General features: G+C 45.3%; 18 protein-coding genes and 2 pseudogenes. 17 read left to right on the top strand and 3 right to left on the bottom strand.

All coding sequences use genetic code 11. The features are described from left to right. The first annotated feature begins 147 nt into the window (after nucleotides 1–147). The 4 genes from V756_RS0105685 to pyrG all read left to right on the top strand — a co-directional run bounded on the left by V756_RS0105685 (nucleotide 148) and on the right by pyrG (nucleotide 5,965). Nucleotides 148–2,265 carry a heterodisulfide reductase-related iron-sulfur binding cluster gene (locus V756_RS0105685; protein ID WP_024713833.1) on the top strand — a complete coding sequence of 706 codons (2,118 nt, stop codon included), beginning with the start codon at nucleotides 148–150 and terminating at the stop codon, nucleotides 2,263–2,265. Then, the gene (gene acdA / locus V756_RS0105680; protein WP_024713832.1) at nucleotides 2,262–3,401 is read left to right on the top strand and encodes an acyl-CoA dehydrogenase AcdA; all 1,140 of its coding nucleotides are present in this window, start codon (nucleotides 2,262–2,264) and stop codon (nucleotides 3,399–3,401) included. The genes V756_RS0105685 and acdA overlap by 4 nt, the downstream gene beginning before the upstream one ends. A gap of 182 nt (nucleotides 3,402–3,583) precedes the next feature. Next, on the top strand, nucleotides 3,584–4,117 hold the full coding sequence (rpoE, locus tag V756_RS0105675; RefSeq protein ID WP_024713831.1) for a DNA-directed RNA polymerase subunit delta: 534 nt from the start codon (nucleotides 3,584–3,586) through the stop codon (nucleotides 4,115–4,117). A gap of 240 nt (nucleotides 4,118–4,357) precedes the next feature. Further along, nucleotides 4,358–5,965 carry a glutamine hydrolyzing CTP synthase gene (pyrG, locus tag V756_RS0105670; protein WP_024713830.1) on the top strand — a complete coding sequence of 536 codons (1,608 nt, stop codon included), beginning with the start codon at nucleotides 4,358–4,360 and terminating at the stop codon, nucleotides 5,963–5,965. Between the two features lie 82 nt (nucleotides 5,966–6,047). On the opposite strand, the gene V756_RS0105665 is transcribed toward pyrG, so the two are convergent. After that, nucleotides 6,048–6,569: a DUF2529 domain-containing protein gene (locus V756_RS0105665; RefSeq protein WP_024713829.1), complete on the bottom strand. Its 522-nt coding sequence runs from the start codon at nucleotides 6,567–6,569 to the stop codon at nucleotides 6,048–6,050. 165 nt (nucleotides 6,570–6,734) lie between these two features. On the opposite strand from V756_RS0105665, the gene spo0F reads away from it, so the two are divergent. From spo0F to V756_RS0105610, 11 genes and pseudogenes are all read left to right on the top strand, one after another. Beyond that, complete coding sequence (gene spo0F / locus V756_RS0105660; RefSeq protein ID WP_081719782.1) at nucleotides 6,735–7,109, top strand: sporulation initiation phosphotransferase Spo0F; 375 nt, start codon at nucleotides 6,735–6,737, stop codon at nucleotides 7,107–7,109. Between the two features lie 179 nt (nucleotides 7,110–7,288). Next, nucleotides 7,289–8,146, top strand: coding sequence for a class II fructose-bisphosphate aldolase (locus V756_RS0105655; RefSeq protein ID WP_024713827.1), 858 nt, complete (start codon nucleotides 7,289–7,291; stop codon nucleotides 8,144–8,146). A 117-nt stretch (nucleotides 8,147–8,263) separates the two neighbouring features. Next, nucleotides 8,264–8,902 (top strand): fructose-6-phosphate aldolase, encoded by a 639-nt coding sequence (gene fsa, locus V756_RS0105650; protein WP_024713826.1) that lies wholly within the window; start codon nucleotides 8,264–8,266, stop codon nucleotides 8,900–8,902. A 366-nt stretch (nucleotides 8,903–9,268) separates the two neighbouring features. Then, nucleotides 9,269–10,558, top strand: a complete 1,290-nt coding sequence (gene murA / locus V756_RS0105640; RefSeq protein ID WP_024713824.1) for a UDP-N-acetylglucosamine 1-carboxyvinyltransferase — start codon at nucleotides 9,269–9,271, stop codon at nucleotides 10,556–10,558. Nucleotides 10,559–10,588: 30 nt separating this feature from the next. Continuing rightward, nucleotides 10,589–11,552: pseudogene (gene glpX, locus V756_RS01000000121905) on the top strand (class II fructose-bisphosphatase). A 213-nt stretch (nucleotides 11,553–11,765) separates the two neighbouring features. Then, nucleotides 11,766–11,928 (top strand): annotated as a pseudogene (locus V756_RS1000000123835) (hypothetical protein). 30 nt (nucleotides 11,929–11,958) lie between these two features. Next, the gene (rho, locus tag V756_RS0105630; RefSeq protein ID WP_024713823.1) at nucleotides 11,959–13,242 is read left to right on the top strand and encodes a transcription termination factor Rho; all 1,284 of its coding nucleotides are present in this window, start codon (nucleotides 11,959–11,961) and stop codon (nucleotides 13,240–13,242) included. A gap of 118 nt (nucleotides 13,243–13,360) precedes the next feature. Continuing rightward, nucleotides 13,361–13,561 carry a 50S ribosomal protein L31 gene (rpmE, locus tag V756_RS0105625; RefSeq protein ID WP_003151132.1) on the top strand — a complete coding sequence of 67 codons (201 nt, stop codon included), beginning with the start codon at nucleotides 13,361–13,363 and terminating at the stop codon, nucleotides 13,559–13,561. Nucleotides 13,562–13,649: 88 nt separating this feature from the next. Next, nucleotides 13,650–14,237 (top strand): thymidine kinase, encoded by a 588-nt coding sequence (locus V756_RS0105620; protein WP_024713822.1) that lies wholly within the window; start codon nucleotides 13,650–13,652, stop codon nucleotides 14,235–14,237. A 287-nt stretch (nucleotides 14,238–14,524) separates the two neighbouring features. Further along, nucleotides 14,525–16,222 (top strand): oxaloacetate-decarboxylating malate dehydrogenase, encoded by a 1,698-nt coding sequence (gene malS, locus V756_RS0105615; protein WP_024713821.1) that lies wholly within the window; start codon nucleotides 14,525–14,527, stop codon nucleotides 16,220–16,222. Between the two features lie 81 nt (nucleotides 16,223–16,303). Beyond that, entirely contained in the window at nucleotides 16,304–17,263 is a 960-nt protein-coding gene (locus V756_RS0105610; protein WP_024713820.1) for an AEC family transporter, read from the top strand. Nucleotides 17,264–17,297: 34 nt separating this feature from the next. On the opposite strand, the gene racA is transcribed toward V756_RS0105610, so the two are convergent. Both racA and gloA2 read right to left on the bottom strand, forming a co-directional pair. After that, nucleotides 17,298–17,852 carry a chromosome-anchoring protein RacA gene (gene racA, locus V756_RS0105605; protein ID WP_024713819.1) on the bottom strand — a complete coding sequence of 185 codons (555 nt, stop codon included), beginning with the start codon at nucleotides 17,850–17,852 and terminating at the stop codon, nucleotides 17,298–17,300. Between the two features lie 121 nt (nucleotides 17,853–17,973). Then, nucleotides 17,974–18,363, bottom strand: a complete 390-nt coding sequence (gene gloA2 / locus V756_RS0105600) for an SMU1112c/YaeR family gloxylase I-like metalloprotein (RefSeq protein WP_081719780.1) — start codon at nucleotides 18,361–18,363, stop codon at nucleotides 17,974–17,976. Nucleotides 18,364–18,485: 122 nt separating this feature from the next. Between gloA2 and prfA the strand changes: the two genes are divergently transcribed. Continuing rightward, nucleotides 18,486–19,556 carry a peptide chain release factor 1 gene (gene prfA / locus V756_RS0105595; protein WP_024713817.1) on the top strand — a complete coding sequence of 357 codons (1,071 nt, stop codon included), beginning with the start codon at nucleotides 18,486–18,488 and terminating at the stop codon, nucleotides 19,554–19,556. 1 nt (nucleotide 19,557) lies between these two features. After that, a complete protein-coding gene (gene prmC / locus V756_RS0105590) occupies nucleotides 19,558–20,424 on the top strand; it encodes a peptide chain release factor N(5)-glutamine methyltransferase (RefSeq protein ID WP_024713816.1) in 867 nt (288 codons plus the stop codon). The last annotated feature ends 7 nt before the right edge of the window (nucleotides 20,425–20,431 follow it).

Here is a 20,431-nt window from a genome sequence, read left to right as displayed (position 1 = left end):
TCCTTTCCGTAGTAAAGGTAGTGTGCCCGAACAACAGGAATTTAATTATTGACTGAACACTCATTCATTATTTATCATAAAGATAATCTTATACGGATTCGAGAGTAGGGGGACTGCGGTCTTTATCAGTAAAAAGGGGGAATTGGAATGAGCGGCTTTCTCATCGCAAATGCATTGTTATTTCTTCTTGTAACCGCTTACGCTGTCTATTTGTTTGTCTACTTGGTCAAAACGAGACTGGCCTACATTAGACTCGGCCAGAAGGAAGAGTTTGATCAACGGTTCAAGGAACGGCTTCACGCCATATGGGTGAATGTATTCGGGCAGAAAAAACTGCTTAAGGACAAGAAAAGCGGGATCATTCACGTCATGTTTTTCTACGGATTTATATTGGTTCAATTCGGAGCCATAGACTTTATCATCAAAGGACTGGCTCCTGACAGGAATCTGCCGCTTGGACCCGTCTATCCCGCTTTCACCTTTTTTCAGGAAATTGTAACATTTCTTATTTTAATCGCTGTAGGCTGGGCATTCTACAGACGTTATATCGAAAAGCTTGTCAGGCTGAAACGCGGTTTTAAAGCAGGGCTCGTTCTCATTTTTATCGGAGGATTAATGCTGACTGTTCTGCTTGGGAACGGGATGAATCTGATCTGGCATGAGCATGGACTTTCTTGGAGTGAGCCGATTGCATCGGGCATCGCGTTTTTGCTAGGCGGTGTCGGGAAAACGGGTGCGGCGGTGATTTTCTATATCGCATGGTGGGTGCATCTTCTGTTTTTGCTAAGCTTTTTAGTGTACGTGCCTCAATCAAAGCACGCGCACTTAATCGCCGGTCCTGCCAATGTCTTCTTCAATAGAATGGAATCTGCCGGAAAGCTTGAAAAAATCGATTTTACCGACGAAACGAAAGAAAGCTACGGAGCAGGTAAAATTGAAGATTTCAGGCAGTCTCAGCTGCTTGATCTGTACGCGTGTGTCGAGTGCGGCCGCTGCACCAATATGTGCCCAGCGACAGGCACCGGAAAAATGCTGTCGCCGATGGACTTAATAGTGCGTCTAAGAGACCATTTGACGGAAAAAGGCGCCGCCGTGACTTCGCGCTCGCCATGGGTGCCGGCGGCAGCGTTCCGGCATACGAGAGGCAATCAGCTGGCGGCAGCGTCAGCGGGAAGCGGGTCCCGGGAAGCCGCCGCCGCGCTGGATTACAACCCAAGCTTGATCGGCGACGTCATCACAGAGGAAGAAATTTGGGCGTGCACCACCTGCCGGAACTGTGAGGATCAATGCCCCGTGATGAACGAGCATGTCGATAAAATCATTGACCTCCGCCGCTACCTTGTACTGACAGAAGGAAAAATGGACAGTGACGCACAGCGCGCCATGACTAGCATTGAACGGCAGGGAAATCCGTGGGGCCTTAACCGCAAGGAACGTGAAAATTGGCGTGACGCCGCACCGGATGCCGAGATTCCGACTGTAAAAGAAATGAAAAAAGAAGGAAAAGAGTTTGAGTACCTTTTCTGGGTCGGTTCCATGGGGTCTTACGACAACAGAAGCCAGAAAATCGCGATTTCCTTCGCCAGGCTGCTCAACCACGCGGGTGTGTCCTTCGCGATCCTCGGCAATAAAGAAAAAAATTCAGGAGACACGCCGCGCCGCCTCGGAAATGAATTTTTATTCCAAGAGCTGGCTGAGAAGAATATTTCTGAATTTGAAAAAAATAATGTTAAAAAAATCGTTACCATCGATCCTCATGCATACAATTTATTTAAAAATGAATATCCAGATTTCGGCTTCGAAGGCGAGGTTTATCACCATACAGAGGTGCTGGCAGAGCTGGTGAAGAACGGGAAATTAAAACCGCAGCACCCGCTTCAAGAGACGATTACCTTCCATGATTCGTGCTATTTGGGACGGTACAACGAGGTCTATGATCCGCCGAGGGAGATATTGAGAGCCATTCCGGGCGTGCAGCTGATTGAGATGGAGAGAAACCGGGAAACCGGCATGTGCTGCGGCGCCGGCGGGGGATTAATGTGGATGGAGGAAGAAACGGGCAATAGGATTAACGTCGCCAGGACAGAGCAAGCGCTCGCAGTCAGCCCATCAGTGATCAGCTCAGGCTGTCCGTACTGTCTCACAATGCTTGGAGACGGCACAAAGGCGAAGGAAGCCGAAGACCAGGTTAAAACATATGACGTCGCTGAGCTTCTGTCTCAATCCGTCTTAGGTGCTGATATGAAAATGGAGGAGAAGTCATGAATTTCTCATTATCAGAAGAACACGAAATGATACGGAAATTGGTACGGGACTTTGCCAAACATGAGGTGGGCCCGACAGCGGCAGAACGCGACGAGCAAGAACGCTTCGACCGCGAGCTTTTTCGGGAAATGGCGAATCTGGGACTGACTGGAATTCCGTGGCCTGAAGAATACGGAGGAATCGGAAGTGACTATCTGGCCTACGTCATCGCGGTGGAGGAGCTGTCAAAAGTGTGCGCATCCACCGGTGTGACGCTTTCCGCCCATATCTCTCTTTGCAGCTGGCCGCTGTTTGCCTACGGGACGGAAGAACAGAAGACAGAGTATTTAACAAAGCTGGCCCTCGGAGAGAAAATCGGCGCTTTCGCTTTGACAGAAGCAGGGTCCGGTTCTGACGCCGGCGGCATGAAAACAACCGCTGAACGAATTGGCGATGACTATGTGTTGAATGGGTCAAAGGTGTTTATCACAAACGGCGGGATCGCGGATATTTACATTGTTTTTGCAGTTACCGATCCCGAGGAAAAGAAAAAAGGGATTTCCGCTTTTATAGTAGAAAAGGATTTCGAAGGATTTTTGACAGGCAAGAAAGAAAAGAAGCTGGGCATCCGTTCGTCTCCAACTACGGAAATCATGTTCGAAGATTGTGTTGTGCCCGCAGCAAACCGTCTCGGAGAAGAGGGAGACGGTTTCAAAATCGCGATGAAGACACTTGACGGCGGCAGAAATGGCATTGCCGCTCAAGCCGTTGGCATCGCTCAAGGGGCGCTTGATGCCGCGCTTCAATACGCAAAAGAGAGAAAACAATTCGGAAAATCAATCGCCAAGCAGCAGGGCATCGCATTTAAACTCGCGGATATGGCTACAATGATAGAAGCTTCTAGGCTATTGACCTATCAGGCGGCGTGGCTTGAATTATCAGGCCTTCCATATGGAAAAGCCTCCGCCATGTCCAAACTGCTGGCGGGAGATACGGCGATGAAGGTGACGACCGAAGCCGTGCAGATCTTCGGCGGCTACGGCTATACAAAAGACTATCCGGTTGAACGGTATATGCGTGATGCAAAAATCACGCAAATCTATGAAGGCACCCAAGAAATTCAAAGACTTGTCATCTCCAGAATGCTCGCGGATTGACGCAAAACATCTATCAGTCGGATCACTCTTGTAAAATTATTTAAATTAACGCTGTTAAGGGTAGCATATTCTGTTTTATTTTGTTTATAATGAGAGGTATGGTTTGTATAAGAACGATACAAAATCGCTTTCATTATTGATAAAACAGATACATATAAGTAATAGAAAGGGAGTGTCCGACCTTGGGTATCAAACAATATTCACAGGAAGAGCTAAAGGAAATGGCTTTAGTTGAAATCGCTCACGAATTATTTGAAGAACATAAAAAACCAGTTCCATTTCAGGAGCTTTTAAATGAAATTGCGTCTTTGCTTGGCGTGACAAAAGAATCGCTTGGAGACCGCATCGTTCAATTTTATACCGATTTAAATATTGACGGCCGCTTCCTGGCGCTTTCTGACCAGACGTGGGGGCTTCGCAGCTGGTATCCGTATGATCAGCTTGATGAAGAAACTCAGCCTACAGTCAAGGCGAAAAAGAAAAAAGCGAAGAAAGCAGTCGAGGAAGATCTTGATCTTGACGAGTTTGAAGAAATTGACGAAGACGACATTGATTTAGATGAAGTTGAGGAAGAACTCGATCTTGACGCCGGCAATTTTGACGATGAAGAAGATCTTGATGAAGACGACGATGGTCTTGAAATCGAAGAAGATATTATCGATGAAGATGATGAAGATGAAGAAGACTATGATGAGGACGAAGAGGAAATCAAATAGTCAAAGAATTCATCTTCAAACGATCTTGACTTTCATAGTCGAACTATGTAGTATGTATTTTGGGCTCTTCAAAAACGAAGAGAGAACATAGTATGTTATGCTCCCTTTCAAGAAATTGAAAGGGAGCTTTCTTATTTTCACCCCTCATTTTTCTTATAAATCATTTAAAAGGCTAAATGATTTTTTATAAAACAGTACATTTTAAAAATGTAGCTAAGAGCGAAGAGAGGAGCAAACGAAATGACGAAATATATTTTTGTAACCGGGGGAGTTGTATCCTCACTTGGAAAGGGTATTGTAGCAGCTTCATTAGGACGTTTGCTGAAAAACCGCGGAATGAACGTGACGATTCAAAAATTCGATCCATACATCAACGTTGACCCGGGAACAATGAGCCCATATCAGCACGGTGAAGTATTTGTAACGGATGACGGCGCTGAAACTGATTTGGACCTTGGTCACTATGAGCGTTTTATCGACATCAACTTGAATAAATTCAGCAACGTGACAACAGGTAAAATTTATTCAACAGTTCTTAAAAAAGAACGACGCGGAGACTACCTTGGCGGAACCGTACAGGTCATTCCGCATATCACAAACGAATTGAAAGACCGTGTGTACCGCGCGGGGAAAGAAACAAACGCAGATGTTGTCATTACAGAAATCGGCGGTACTGTCGGAGATATCGAATCACTGCCATTCCTTGAAGCGATCCGCCAAATGAAGAGCGACATCGGCCGTGAAAACGTCATGTACATCCACTGTACGCTTGTACCTTACATCAAAGCTGCTGGCGAATTGAAAACAAAACCGACACAGCACAGCGTAAAAGAATTGCGCAGCTTGGGCATTCAGCCAAACATCATCGTCGTTCGTACAGAAATGCCGATTTCTCAAGATATGAAAGATAAAATCGCGCTGTTCTGCGACATCGATACAAAAGCGGTTATCGAGTGTGAAGATGCGGACAACCTATACTCCATTCCGCTTGAGCTTCAAAAACAAGGGCTTGATAAACTGGTTTGCGATCACATGAAGTTAGAATGCAAAGAGGCGGAAATGTCCGAGTGGAAAGAGCTTGTGAACAAAGTCAGCAACCTGTCTCAAACGATCACAATCGGCCTTGTCGGTAAATACGTTGAGCTTCCTGACGCATATATTTCTGTCGTTGAATCACTCCGCCATGCGGGCTATGCGTTTGACACAGATGTAAAAGTGAAATGGATCAACGCTGAAGAAGTGACCGAAAGCAACATCGAAGAGCTGACAAACGGAACGGACGGCATCATCGTGCCGGGCGGATTTGGAGACCGCGGTGTTGAAGGCAAGATCGTCGCAACAAAATACGCGCGTGAAAACAACATTCCATTCTTGGGCATTTGCTTAGGTATGCAGGTTGCATCAATTGAATACGCACGACATGTATTGGGCTTAAAAGGCGCTCACTCAGCGGAAATTGACCCGTCAACTCAATACCCGATCATTGACCTTCTTCCTGAGCAGAAGGATGTTGAGGACCTCGGAGGAACGCTGCGACTCGGCCTATATCCTTGTAAGCTTGAAGAAGGCACGAAAGCCTTTGAAGTATATCAGGATGAAGTGGTGTACGAGCGTCACCGCCACCGCTATGAATTCAACAACGAATTCAGACAGCAAATGGAAGACAAAGGCTTCGTATTCTCAGGAACAAGCCCTGACGGACGCCTAGTTGAAATCATCGAGCTGAAAGACCACCCTTGGTTCGTGGCTTCTCAGTTCCACCCAGAGTTCAAGTCAAGACCGACAAGACCTCAGCCTCTATTCAAAGGCTTCATCGGAGCGTCTGTCGAAGCTGCAAATCAGAAGTAATAAAAAAAGACTTGCCGTTTGTCAATAGCGGGCAAGTCTTTTTTATTTGTTTCCGGCAAGATACAGCATGTACAATAAGATATTATGCATACTCTTGCAGAATTTCTTTTAATGTAAACGATAAAGCATGGTAGACATACAGTGCTGTCATTAAAGAGGGAAACCCGTAACGGGTGCCGTCTTCATCGGGAACAAGCGGCATTTTTAATTTAGAATCAATATGCACATCACAATATTGTTCAACTCCAGCACTCTCTTTGGCAGCTGGCGATACGCATACGACTCCCGCGCCTTTTTCATAGAGCTCTTTCGCGAGCGCCTGCTCCTCGGCTTTGCCTGTCCCCGAGCAAAACATCAGCACTCTGTCGCTTTCTGTCACTTCCTCAGCGCTTTCGGGAAAGGCTTTAACGGATGGGAATGGCTCTCTGCTTTCGGTTGCCTCATAAAAGACGCCCTGAAGCTCATTTGCTCCGTATAAATAAATGGAATGCCCGCTGATCACCGCTTGAGCAAGCAGCCGCGCCCCATCTTCAATCGCGTCAGATTCCTTATCCTGAATGCGGGAAAAAATACCTGTTAACTGCGTCGTAAATATTTTCAACATAAGTGAATCCTCCTTTATAACGTACAATATCAGTATACAACAAAAGAGAAAATGCTCAGAAAATGTCGTAAAGTAGACTATTATAATTAAAGGAAATAGGAAAATCAAACAGAATACATACACTACTGCTTACTTTTGACGAAAATCATAATATTGGGGTGTAAAATGATGAATGAAAAAATTTTAATCGTGGATGATCAATACGGCATACGTATTTTGCTTAACGAAGTGTTCAATAAAGAAGGCTACCAGACGTTTCAGGCTGCAAACGGCCTTCAGGCGCTTGACATCGTGACAAAAGAACGGCCAGACCTTGTGCTGCTGGACATGAAAATTCCCGGCATGGACGGAATCGAAATTCTAAAACGGATGAAGGTCATTGACGAAAACATCCGGGTGATCATCATGACGGCATACGGAGAACTCGACATGATCCAGGAATCAAAGGAGCTGGGCGCTTTAACGCACTTTGCGAAGCCGTTTGATATCGACGAAATCAGAGAAGCTGTCAAAAAATATCTGCCCCTGAAGTCTAATTGACAAAAGGAAGAAACAAATGAATCATGTCATTATGTTGCCGATTTGTCGAAAAGTTGGTATTCTAGTTATGGAGAAAAAGCGATCTGGTATTTACATATGACAGCATTTAATGGGTCATGCTAGGATGGAGAGCTTTTTTCGCTAGAAGACAATCAGGCTACATAAGGAGGACGTTCGACATGCCTTTAGTTTCAATGACAGAAATGTTGAATACAGCTAAAGAAAAAGGTTATGCAGTAGGACAATTCAACTTAAACAACCTTGAGTTTACTCAAGCGATTTTACAAGCAGCTGAAGAAGAAAAATCTCCAGTGATCCTTGGTGTTTCCGAAGGTGCGGGACGCTACATGGGCGGCTTCAAAACAGTCGTAGCTATGGTAAAAGCACTTATGGAAGAGTACAAAGTGACAGTTCCTGTTGCGATCCACTTAGACCACGGTTCAAGCTTTGAATCTTGTGCGAAAGCGATTCATGCAGGTTTCACATCTGTTATGATCGACGCTTCTCACCATCCATTTGAAGAAAACGTAGCAACAACTTCTAAAGTTGTTGAGCTTGCTCATTTCCACGGAGTATCTGTAGAAGCTGAGCTTGGAACAGTAGGCGGACAAGAGGATGACGTTATCGCTGAAGGCGTAATCTACGCTGATCCTAAAGAGTGCCAAGAGCTTGTTGAGCGCACTGGCATTGACTGCCTTGCACCTGCATTAGGTTCTGTTCACGGCCCTTACAAAGGCGAACCAAACCTTGGTTTCAAAGAAATGGAAGAGATCGGAAAGTCAACTGGTCTTCCGCTAGTTCTTCACGGCGGTACTGGAATTCCGACTGATGACATCAAAAAATCAATCTCACTTGGTACAGCTAAAATCAACGTGAATACTGAAAACCAAATTTCTTCTGCAAAAGCTGTTCGCGATACATTGGCAGCTAAGCCTGACGAGTACGATCCTCGTAAATACCTTGGACCAGCTCGCGAAGCAATCAAAGAAACAGTTATCGGTAAAATGCGTGAATTTGGTTCTTCAAACCAAGCTTAATTCAATTGGAATGATATAACCGCCTGACAGCTTGACAGGCGGTTTTCTGTCTATCTTTAGAAAGCGCAATCATATTCACAGTTCAGAAAATTTCTTACTCAAGGAGGCTTTTTGTAAATGTTATTTTTTGTTGATACAGCTAATATCGATGAAATCAGAGAAGCGAATGAATTAGGAATTCTCGCCGGTGTAACGACGAATCCTAGTTTAGTAGCAAAAGAAGCTAACGTATCATTCCACGACCGCCTTCGCGAGATCACAGACGTTGTGAAAGGATCTGTAAGCGCAGAGGTTATTTCTTTGAAAGCTGAGGAAATGATCGAGGAAGGAAAAGAACTGGCGAAAATCGCTCCAAACATTACGGTGAAAATCCCGATGACGCCTGACGGTTTAAAAGCGGTAAGAGCACTTACTGATTTAGGCATCAAAACAAACGTCACATTGATTTTTAATGCTAACCAGGCGCTGCTCGCTGCCAGAGCAGGGGCAACGTACGTATCACCTTTCTTGGGACGTTTAGATGACATTGGCCACAACGGACTTGACCTGATTTCAGATATCAGACGGATTTTTGACATTCATGGTCTTGATACACAAATCATTGCAGCGTCAATCCGCCATCCGCAGCACGTGACAGAAGCTGCTTTAAGAGGGGCTCATATCGGCACAATGCCGCTGAAAGTTATTCATGCGCTCACGAAACACCCGTTAACAGACAAAGGAATCGAACAATTCCTGGCAGACTGGAATAAATAATGGCAAAGGGCGGCATACAGTTTTTGCCTGTTTGCCGCGGCTTTTGTTTTTCACAGCGGACCTGCAGATGCTGACGCCGCTTTACAGAGAAGGAATCATTGGGCTGCAGAAGCTATATCGGAATGAAGGGTTTGCGTACTGCTTTTGCCAGATGACGACGATGTCTCTTGAGCCGGCGGGGCTCTGTGCAACTTTCGAAACCTGTACCCCGCAAAGCTTCGCTATTTTCTTCCTGATATTTTACATTGTATTGTATTCTTTCTCTGCGAATTGGCTAGATTTTGGACATGAGCTTTATTTGCTGAGACAGAATAAAATGACATTTTATTTAGCTCCGCAGCTATCTTCTTATGGAAGGAGACTATCATGGAAAAGTTGAATATTGCCGGCGGTGACTCGTTAAACGGTACAGTACATATCAGCGGCGCTAAAAACAGTGCTGTGGCATTAATACCTGCAACCATTTTGGCAAATTCCGAGGTGACAATTGAAGGGCTTCCAGAGATTTCAGATATCGAAACGCTGCGTGACCTGTTAAAGGAAATCGGCGGCAACGTGCATTTTGAGAATGGGGAAATGGTTGTTGACCCCGCGTCGATGATCAGCATGCCGCTTCCTAACGGGAAAGTGAAAAAGCTTCGCGCATCGTATTATTTAATGGGGGCGATGCTCGGCCGCTTCAAGCAGGCCGTCATCGGATTGCCCGGAGGCTGTCACTTAGGGCCCCGGCCGATTGACCAGCATATCAAAGGCTTTGAAGCGCTCGGGGCTGAAGTGACCAATGAACAGGGCGCCATTTATTTGCGTGCTGAAAGGCTGAGAGGAGCACGGATTTATTTAGATGTCGTAAGCGTAGGGGCAACCATTAACATTATGCTTGCTGCTGTTTTGGCAGAAGGGAAAACGATTATCGAAAATGCTGCCAAGGAGCCAGAGATCATTGATGTCGCGACTTTGCTTACCAGCATGGGCGCCAAAATCAAAGGTGCGGGAACCAATGTGATCCGAATCGACGGTGTGAAGGAACTGCACGGCTGCAAGCATACGATCATTCCGGACAGAATTGAGGCCGGGACATTTATGATTGCAGGGGCTGCGATGGGCAAGGAAGTCATTATCGATAACGTCATTCCCACTCATCTTGAATCGTTAACCGCAAAGCTGAGAGAAATGGGCTATCACATCGAAACGAGCGACGACCAGCTTCTTATCGTCAGCGGGCAGAAGGATTTAAAGCCGGTTGATGTCAAAACTCTTGTATACCCGGGCTTTCCGACTGATTTGCAGCAGCCGATGACGGCGCTCCTGACAAGGGCAAAGGGAACAAGCGTCGTCACAGACACCATTTACTCGGCAAGATTCAAGCACATTGATGAGCTGAGACGAATGGGTGCCAATATGAAAGTAGAAGGCAGATCTGCCATCATCACAGGTCCTGTCGAGCTTCAAGGAGCAAAAGTGAAGGCGAGCGATCTGCGTGCCGGGGCCTGTCTGGTGGTAGCCGGCCTGATGGCTGACGGCGTCACGGAAATTACCGGTCTGGAGCATATCGACCGCGGATACAGCAACCTTGAGAAGAAGCTTGAGGGGCTTGGAGCGACAATCTGGCGTGAACGAATGACTGACGAAGAAATAGAACAGCTTCAAAATTCATAATGGTTTCTTGTGAGAGGAGATCGTATTGAAATGGAAAGAAGTTTATCTATGGAATTGGTACGTGTGACTGAAGCTGCGGCATTGGCATCTGCAAGATGGATGGGCCGGGGAAAAAAGACGAGGCTGATGAAGCGGCGACAAGCGCAATGAGAGACGTTTTTGATACAGTTCCGATGAAAGGAACCGTTGTGATCGGTGAAGGCGAAATGGACGAAGCGCCGATGCTGTATATCGGGGAAAAACTCGGAAACGGGTACGGCCCGCGCGTCGATGTCGCAGTTGATCCTCTTGAAGGCACAAACATTCTGGCAAGCGGCGGCTGGAACGCGCTGACGGTGATCGCGGTCGCAGACCATGGCACGCTTCTTAACGCTCCTGACATGTATATGGACAAAATCGCAGTCGGTCCGGAGGCGGTGGGCTGCATTGACATTGAAGCACCTGTCATTGATAACCTTAAAGCGGTGGCAAAAGCGAAAAACAAGGACATTGAGGACGTTGTTGCCACAATCTTAAACCGTGAAAGACACGCAAAAATTATTTCTGAGCTTCGTGAGGCAGGCGCCAGAATCAAATTGATCAATGATGGCGATGTCGCAGGCGCCATCAACACGGCTTTCGACACACGGGCGTTGACATTCTGTTCGGGTCAGGCGGAGCGCCTGAGGGGGTGCTTTCCGCTGTTGCGTTAAAAGCGCTGGGCGGAGAAATTATCGGTAAACTTCTTCCGCAAAGCGAAGAAGAAATCATACGCTGTCATAACATGGGCGTTGATGTAAGCAAAGTTCTTCGTATGGAAGACCTTGTGAAGGGTGAAGACGCGATTTTTGCAGCTACAGGTGTAACTGACGGCGAGCTGCTAAAAGGCGTTCAATTCAAAGGTTCTGTCGGTACAACTGAAAGCTTAGTGATTCGTGCAAAATCAGGTACTGTCCGCTTCGTTGACGGCAGACACAGCCTCAAAAAGAAGCCGAACCTTGTCATCCGTCCATAACAATCAGAAAAAGCGGGTATGAGCCCGTTTTTCTTTTGCAGAAAAGCGTCAACTCTATCAATTCCGTGTCAAAACCTTATTTCAGTTGAATAATTTTTTGAAATAAGGTAAAAATAAAGAGTGCTGCGAAATTTACTGCGTAATTCCTTCTTTTAAGCACTAGGAAAATTTCAATTTCTACCGCATACAGACGATATAAGTATTGTTCTTCTCATGTTTTTGTCCTCGCTTCCTTCAAAACTCATTAAGACAATCCTTTTAACAAAAGCGCCGATCATGGGTGGAAGTGTTACCGATAGAAGTTCCTTTATGTTGAAAAAAGAATGTGCTTTGGCGGATGATGTGCAAAAGCAGCAGATTTACATGTGCAGAGTAAGATATTGACTATGAAAAGCGTGGTGTTTTTATGAAAGACGTATCAATTTCCTCTTTGGAAAATATGAAATTGAAAGAGCTTTATGAACTTGCAAGACATTATAAAATCTCCTATTACAGCAAACTGACAAAAAAAGAGCTCATTTTCGCCATTCTGAAAGCGAATGCAGAACAGGAAGATCTGCTGTTTATGGAAGGCGTTCTTGAGATCATCCAATCTGAAGGTTTCGGCTTCCTGAGACCGATCAACTATTCTCCAAGCTCAGAAGACATTTATATTTCAGCTTCACAAATTCGCCGTTTCGATTTACGGAACGGAGACAAAGTCTCAGGCAAGGTTCGTCCGCCAAAAGAAAATGAGCGCTACTACGGACTTTTGCACGTTGAAGCAGTAAACGGGGATGATCCTGAATCTGCAAAAGAACGTGTGCATTTCCCGGCTCTTACGCCTCTTTATCCAGACCGTCAAATGGTGCTTGAAACAAAGCCGAACTTCTTGTCTACAAGAATTATGGACATGATCGCACCAGTCGGATTTGGACAGCGCGGATTGATTGTTGCACCGCCGAAAGCAGGAAAAACGATGCTGCTGAAGGAAATTGCCAACAGTATTACAGCAAACCAGCCTGAAGCAGAGCTTATCGTGCTTCTGATCGACGAAAGACCGGAGGAAGTGACTGATATTGAGCGTTCTGTAGCTGGGGATGTCGTCAGCTCAACGTTTGATGAAGTGCCGGAAAACCATATCAAAGTGGCCGAGCTTGTCCTTGAGCGCGCGATGCGTCTTGTAGAGCACAAAAAAGACGTCATCATCCTGATGGACAGCATCACACGTCTTGCGCGTGCCTACAACTTAGTAATTCCGCCGAGCGGAAGAACGCTTTCCGGCGGGATTGACCCGGCGGCGTTCCACCGTCCGAAACGCTTCTTCGGGGCTGCGAGAAATATCGAAGAGGGCGGCAGCTTAACGATTCTTGCTACGGCTCTTGTCGATACAGGATCACGTATGGATGATGTGATTTATGAGGAATTCAAGGGAACGGGTAACATGGAGCTTCACCTTGACCGCTCTCTGGCAGAGCGCCGTATTTTCCCGGCCATCGATATCCGCCGTTCAGGAACGCGTAAGGAAGAACTGCTTGTGCCTAAAGAGCATCTTGATCGTTTATGGTCGATCCGCAAAACAATGTCTGATTCACCTGATTTCGCAGAAAAATTCATGAGAAAGATGAAAAAAACCAAAACAAACCAGGAATTTTTTGATATTCTCAATCAAGAATGGAAACAGGCAAATCTATCATCAGCAAGACGATAAATTACATTTGCAAAAGAAGTAAATTACTGATATAATTTTTTCATATGCATTTCGGACAACGTTCCGGAATAATAACTCTGTTTCCACACGGGATTCAGGGCGGAAGGAGATGGATACAATGAAAGCAGGAATTCATCCTAATTTCAAAAAAGCAACAGTTAAATGCGCTTGCGGAAATGAATTTGAAACAGGCTCAGTAAAAGAAGAGGTACGCGTTGAGATTTGCTCTGAATGCCACCCATTCTACACTGGCCGTCAAAAATTCGCTTCTGCTGATGGTCGTGTTGATCGCTTTAACAAAAAATACGGTCTTAAGTAATAATAGATTTTTCAACAGGCAGGAAGCAGTCTTGCCTGTTTTTTATATTGTCTAAAACACAGCTGGCAGAGAGAGGGGAGCGGAGCCTATGTACATAATGAAACAAAGCGGGTGGCTTGAGCTGATTTGCGGAAGCATGTTCTCAGGGAAATCTGAAGAGCTGATCAGAAGAGTAAAGAGAGCAACTTACGCCAAGCAGGAAGTCAGGGTATTTAAGCCTGTGATTGATAATCGCTACAGCGAAGATGCCGTTGTCTCCCATAATGGAACATCCATGACGAGCTATGCCATTTCTTCTGCTGAGGACATCTGGGATCACATCAGTGAGAGTACCGATGTGATTGCGGTTGATGAAGTGCAGTTTTTTGATCAGGACATTGTTGAGGTTTTATCATCACTTGCCGATAAAGGCTATCGCGTGATTGCTGCGGGCCTTGATATGGATTTCAGGGGAGAGCCGTTTGGCGTCGTGCCGGATATTATGGCGATTGCGGAGAGTGTGACGAAGCTGCAAGCCGTCTGTTCCGTCTGCGGATCACCGGCGAGCAGAACACAGCGCCTGATTGACGGCAAGCCGGCTTCTTACGATGATCCGGTCATCATGGTCGGTGCATCCGAATCGTATGAAGCAAGATGCAGGCATCATCATGAAGTCCCAGGAAAATCCAAAAAATAGTCCAAAACATGGGTATATAGATAGAAAACACCGGCCGAAACACCGGTGTTTTTTTTATATTCTGACAATACTTAATTAAAAAATTTAATTAAGTCTATTAAAAAATTAAGTAATTTTCTTCTCTTGAATTTTGATTTTGACAGGAATACAATAGCTTACGTAATGTAAATAGTTTTGAGACATTGTTCGAACAATTGTCACAAAGTCGTATAAAGAACATGATCGGTCATTTTTTAGAGGGTTATTACTTAACTTGGTTAACTATTTCAAGAAAGAAGGAGATTTGCTTGAATAACATAAAAAAAACAAAAGAAGGCCACTTAGAAACAACTCTTAGAGGAAAAGAAGTTTTATCAATTCCAACCTTAAATAAAGGCGTTGCTTTTTCAGTAGAAGAAAGACAAGAGCTTGGCTTAGAAGGACTTCTGCCGCCAACTGTACTTTCTCTTGATCAACAAGCACAACGCGCGTACGAGCAATTCCAAGCGCAGCCTGATCGCCTTCGTCAAAATGTTTACTTAAGTGATCTTGCAAACCGTAACGAAGTTCTTTTCTATAAATTGCTGAAAAACCATCTACGCGAAATGCTTCCTGTTGTGTACACACCGACAGTTGGTGAAGCGATTCAGGAATACAGCCATGAATATAGAAGACCTCAAGGTATCTACTTGTCAATCGACAACATTGACGGGATTGAAAAAGCTTTTGAAAACCTTCATGCGACAGCAGGAGATATTGATCTTATTGTTGCTACTGACTCTGAAAGCATTCTCGGTATCGGTGACTGGGGTGTAGGCGGTATTAACATTGCAATCGGTAAATTGGCTGTTTACACTGCTGCAGCTGGTATTGACCCTAGCCGTGTTATCCCGGTTGTGCTTGATGTCGGTACGAACAACGAAAAACTTCTGAATGATCCTTTATATATTGGTAACAAGCATGAACGTGTTCAAGGTGAACGCTACGAAGCTTTCATTGACGCTTATGTGAAAGCGGCATTGAAATTCTTCCCTAAAGCCCTTCTTCACTGGGAAGACCTTGGTAACAAAAATGCACGCAATATCATGAAAAAATACAACCATGAAATTCTTACATTTAATGATGATATCCAAGGTACAGGCGCGATTACACTTGCTGGTGTGCTTGCAGCGATGAAGAAAACTGGCGCTTCTATCAAAGATCAGCGTGTTGTTGTCTTCGGTGCTGGTTCTGCCGGTATCGGTATTGCTGACCAAATCCGCGACACAATGGTGCTTGCTGGATTATCTGAAGAAGAAGCTAACAAACGCTTCTATACAATTGATTACAGAGGCTTGCTGACTGAAGAAATCGAAGGCATCCTTGATTTCCAAAAACCTTACCTTCGCAATGCGGATGAAGTAAAAGGCTGGAAACGCGATGAAAAAGGCCAAATTCCATTCGATGAAGTGGTTCGCCAAGCGAAACCAACAATCTTGATTGGTACTTCAGGAGTTTCAGGTGCGTTCACAGAGGAAATTGTAAAAGAAATGGCTTCTCACGTGGACCGTCCGGTTATCATGCCGATGTCTAACCCGACTCACCTTGCTGAAGCTGTTCCAGAAGATTTGTTCAAATGGACTGACGGAAAAGTGCTTATCGCAACAGGAAGCCCATTTGACAATGTAGAATACAATGGTGTTTCTTATGAAATCGGACAATCTAACAACGCATTCGCGTTCCCTGGTCTTGGACTTGGTTCAATTGTAGCTGAAGCTCGTATCATCACGCCTGCGATGTTTGCTGCAACTGCTGATGCGATTGCTGAAATGGTTGACTTCGAAACACCTGGAGCAGGATTGCTTCCAAGCATCGATAAGCTTCAAGAAGTTTCTATTAAAGTGGCGATTGCCGTTGCTGAAGCAGCTATTAAAGAAGGCGTAGCAAATCGTCAGCCTGAAGATGTAAAACAAGCAGTTCTTGATGCAATGTGGACACCAGAATACAAAAAAGTCATCGCAAAATAATTAGCGAGTAAATTTTTTCGTCCGAGGGAAAGCTTTGTATAAAGCTAAAGTATACGGACATAGGATTTGGAGGAGAATATTTTGAGCATCTTAGATATCTTAATCCTCCTGGCACCGATCTTCTTTGTTATCGTGCTGGGTTGGTTTGCAGGACATTTTGGAAGTTATGATGCCAAGTCGGCAAAAGGGGTAAGTACGTTAGTAACGAAATACGCACTTCCAGCTCACTTTATTGCTGGTATTTTGACAACTTCCAGAAGTGAATTTTTATCACAAGTTCCATTGATGGTTTCTTTACTTATTGGGATTGTTGGTTTCTATATCATTATCCTTTTGGTTTGCAGATTTATCTTCAAGTATGATTTAACGAACTCATCTGTTTTCTCATTGAACTCTGCACAGCCAACATTTGCTTTTATGGGTATTCCGGTATTAGGAAGCTTGTTCGGAGCGAATGAAGTTGCGATTCCGATCGCGGTTACAGGTATCGTGGTAAACGCGATTCTTGATCCGCTCGCGATCATTATTGCTACTGTCGGTGAGTCTTCTAAGAAAAACGAAGAGAACGGAGACAGCTTCTGGAAGATGACAGGGAAATCAATTCTGCATGGTCTTTGTGAGCCGCTTGCTGCTGCTCCATTAATCAGTATGGTTTTAGTGTTGGTTTTCAACTTCACTCTTCCTGAGCTGGCTGTTAAAATGCTTGATCAGCTTGGAAGCACAACATCTGGTGTTGCTCTCTTTGCTGTCGGTGTTACCGTTGGTATTCGTAAAATTAAACTCAGTATGCCGGCTATCGGTATTGCGTTACTAAAAGTTGCGGTTCAGCCTGCGTTAATGTTCCTGATTGCTCTTGCAGTCGGCCTTCCAGCTGACCAAATGACAAAAGCGATCCTTCTTGTAGCATTCCCTGGCTCTGCAGTAGCAGCCATGATTGCGACTCGATTCGAGAAACAAGAAGAAGAAACTGCAACAGCGTTTGTGATCAGTGCGATTCTGTCATTGATTTCACTTCCGATTATTATCGCGCTTACTGCGTAATCAAAAAAGCTCCCTTTACGGGGAGCTTTTTGCTTTAGGTTTGAAATTTGAACAGCGACATGAGCGGTTTTTTTCTTGTTTTGGTTTTTTCGGAAGCAGCAGCGGTCTCGGGAATCGCCTGAGCGGTGAATTCTTTCATTTGTGTGGTCAGTAATTGCAGGTCTGCAAGGATGTCATCAATTTCTCTGCGATGCTGAAGCAGCTGATATGATACACCTTCATCGGCCTTGTGCTTCAGCTGGCGTTCCAGTTCCCCGATCCTTGCCAGCAGTTCGTTTTCGTCCTGCTTTTGCTGTAAAAGGGTGTCGAGTTTCTGTTCGAGCTGTTCCATTCTTCGCTCTGTGTTGCCATTTGTTTTTTGGACAAGAAAGCCCGTGCGCTTTTTAGCGCTTGGCGGCACATGAATATCCTGAATCGCTGTGCCTTCAGAGATTTGTTTTTGAACAGATTTTAGAACCTTCACGTCTTCTGCCGTAAACGAGTAGTGCCCGAGCTCATTGCGTTCGGCCGGGAGGTTCAGCTGCTTCACCCACCGCTGTACCGTTTTTGCGGAGACGCCGAGTTCACTTGCCACCATATTTGTATTCATGATCCCATACCTCCTTTTTAGCTAGGTATTCGACCGTAGAATGCAGTTCCCTTCCTGTTAGACAAAACAAGAAAGGATTCGGCAAAGAAAGTGTGTATCTCCTTTTTTTCTTCAAAAACCGTTATTGTTCATAGAGCTCTAAAGGAAGCTGGTCAGGGTCAAAAAAGAAGGTGAAACGCTTGCCGGTCAGCGGATCTGTTCTGATCGGCTCTGTTTCGATTCCTTCTTCATGAAGCCTCTGAACCGCCTCATCCAAGCTGCTGACTGTAAAGGCGAGGTGGCGCAGGCCTGCCGCTTCAGGCCGGGTTAGGCGTTGGGGCGGATCGGGAAACGAGAACAGCTCAATGATATACGAGCCGTTTAGCGACAAATCGAGCTTATAGGAGCCGCGCTCTTCACGGTACGTTTCTTGAATCACCTGAAAACCAAGCTTATGTACGTAAAAAGCTTTCGACTTTTCATAATCTGAACATATGATTGCAATATGATGTATGGATTTCAGCAACTTCATCCCTCCTTGCTTCCCAGTATAGCAGAGGAGGCATTTCCGGCAGGGATTGAAATGCTTTTGACTGGGGTTCATCACTATACTATAATGAGAATGTTACGCACAGGAAAACAGAGGTGAAGACCGTGTTAGACCGTTTAAAGTCAATCGAAGAACGATACGAAAAATTAAATGAGCTTTTAAGCGATCCAGAAGTAGTCAACGATCCGAAAAAGCTAAGAGAATATTCAAAAGAGCAATCTGATATACAAGAAACAGTTGACGTATATAGACAATACAGAGATGCGTCAGAACAGCTGGCTGATGCAAAAGCGATGCTTGAAGAGAAGCTGGACGCTGAGATGCGCGATATGGTGAAGGAAGAGATTTCCGAACTTCAGAAGGAAACGGAAACACTGTCAGAACGTCTCAAGGTGCTCCTGATCCCGAAAGACCCTAATGACGACAAAAACGTTATCATGGAAATCCGCGGAGCTGCAGGAGGCGAGGAAGCCGCTTTATTTGCGGGCAACCTGTATAGAATGTATTCCCGCTATGCCGAGCTTCAAGGCTGGAAAACAGAGGTCATGGAAGCGAGTGTAACCGGAACGGGCGGCTACAAAGAGATCATCTTTATGATTACGGGAAGCGGTGCGTACTCGAAACTCAAATACGAAAACGGCGCCCACCGCGTACAGCGTGTGCCTGAAACAGAATCAGGCGGCCGTATTCATACCTCTACTGCAACAGTAGCATGTCTTCCTGAGGCGGAAGAGGTAGAGGTTGACATTCATGAGAAGGATATCCGCGTCGATACGTTTGCATCAAGCGGACCGGGCGGACAAAGCGTTAATACAACGATGTCTGCCGTTCGTCTGACACATTTGCCGACAGGTGTTGTTGTATCATGTCAGGATGAAAAATCTCAAATCAAGAACAAAGAAAAAGCAATGAAGGTTCTCCGTGCCAGAATCTATGATAAATTTCAGCGGGAAGCCCAAGCTGAATATGATCAAACACGGAAATCAGCAGTTGGATCAGGTGACCGCTCTGAGCGTATCCGCACATACAACTTCCCGCAAAACCGTGTGACGGATCACAGAATCGGCCTGACGATTCAAAAGCTTGACCAGATCCTTGAAGGAAAACTTGATGAAGTGGTTGAAGCGCTGATCGTTGAAGATCAGGCAAGCAAGCTTCAGCAGTCGGAAGGCTAAGATGAAGACGATATTTGAAGCCCTGAAATGGGCTTCTTCTTATTTAACCGAAGCGGGAAGAGAAGAAAATGCGGCTGAGCTTCTTTTGCTTTATGATACCGAAATGGACAGAAGCAAGCTGCTCGCCAGCTTACAGGAACCGATTGGCGAAGATGAGCTGTATCGCTTTAAGCGCCATGTTGAGATGCATAAAGAAGGCGTGCCGGTTCAGTACATTATCGGCAAAGAGTTTTTTTACGGACGGGAATTTATGGTGAATGATGACGTGCTGATCCCGCGTCCGGAAACAGAAGAGGTTGTCTATCATCTGCTTGACAAATATCGGCGTGTCTTTTCTGAAGACGGCAAGCTGGAAGTCGTTGACGTCGGTACAGGGAGCGGCGCGATAGCCGTCACGCTTGCGCTTGAAAACCAAAACTTTTCTGTGTCTGCTGTGGATATTTCGAAAGAGGCGCTGCAAGTCGCCTCCGCCAATGCGGAAAAGCTCGGAGCGGATGTGCGCTTTTATCAGGGCGATCTGCTTGAGCCTTTTATTAAGGCGGGAAAAAAAACGGATATTGTTGTCTCCAACCCTCCTTATATTTCAGAAGAAGAAATGGCTGACCTATCAGAGATTGTCCGTTTTCATGAACCGCTGCACGCTCTTACCGATGGCGGAGACGGGCTGAAATTTTATAAGCGGTTTATGGAAGACATTCCGCTGGTCATGAAGGATAAAGTATTTGTCGTTTTTGAAATCGGCTGGAGACAGGGAGATGTTGTCAAAGACCTGATTCTCAAGGCGTTTAAGAGTGCGGAAGTGGAAGTGCTGAAAGATATTAACGGTAAAGACAGAACCATATGCGCTGTGATTCATAAAAATAAATAAGCAGCTT

This window comes from Bacillus tequilensis KCTC 13622 (assembly GCF_000507145.1).
GTDB lineage: Bacteria > Bacillota > Bacilli > Bacillales > Bacillaceae > Bacillus > Bacillus tequilensis.
The sequence above is the reverse complement of the archived record's forward strand: the minus strand, read 5'-3'. Positions and strand labels throughout refer to the sequence as shown.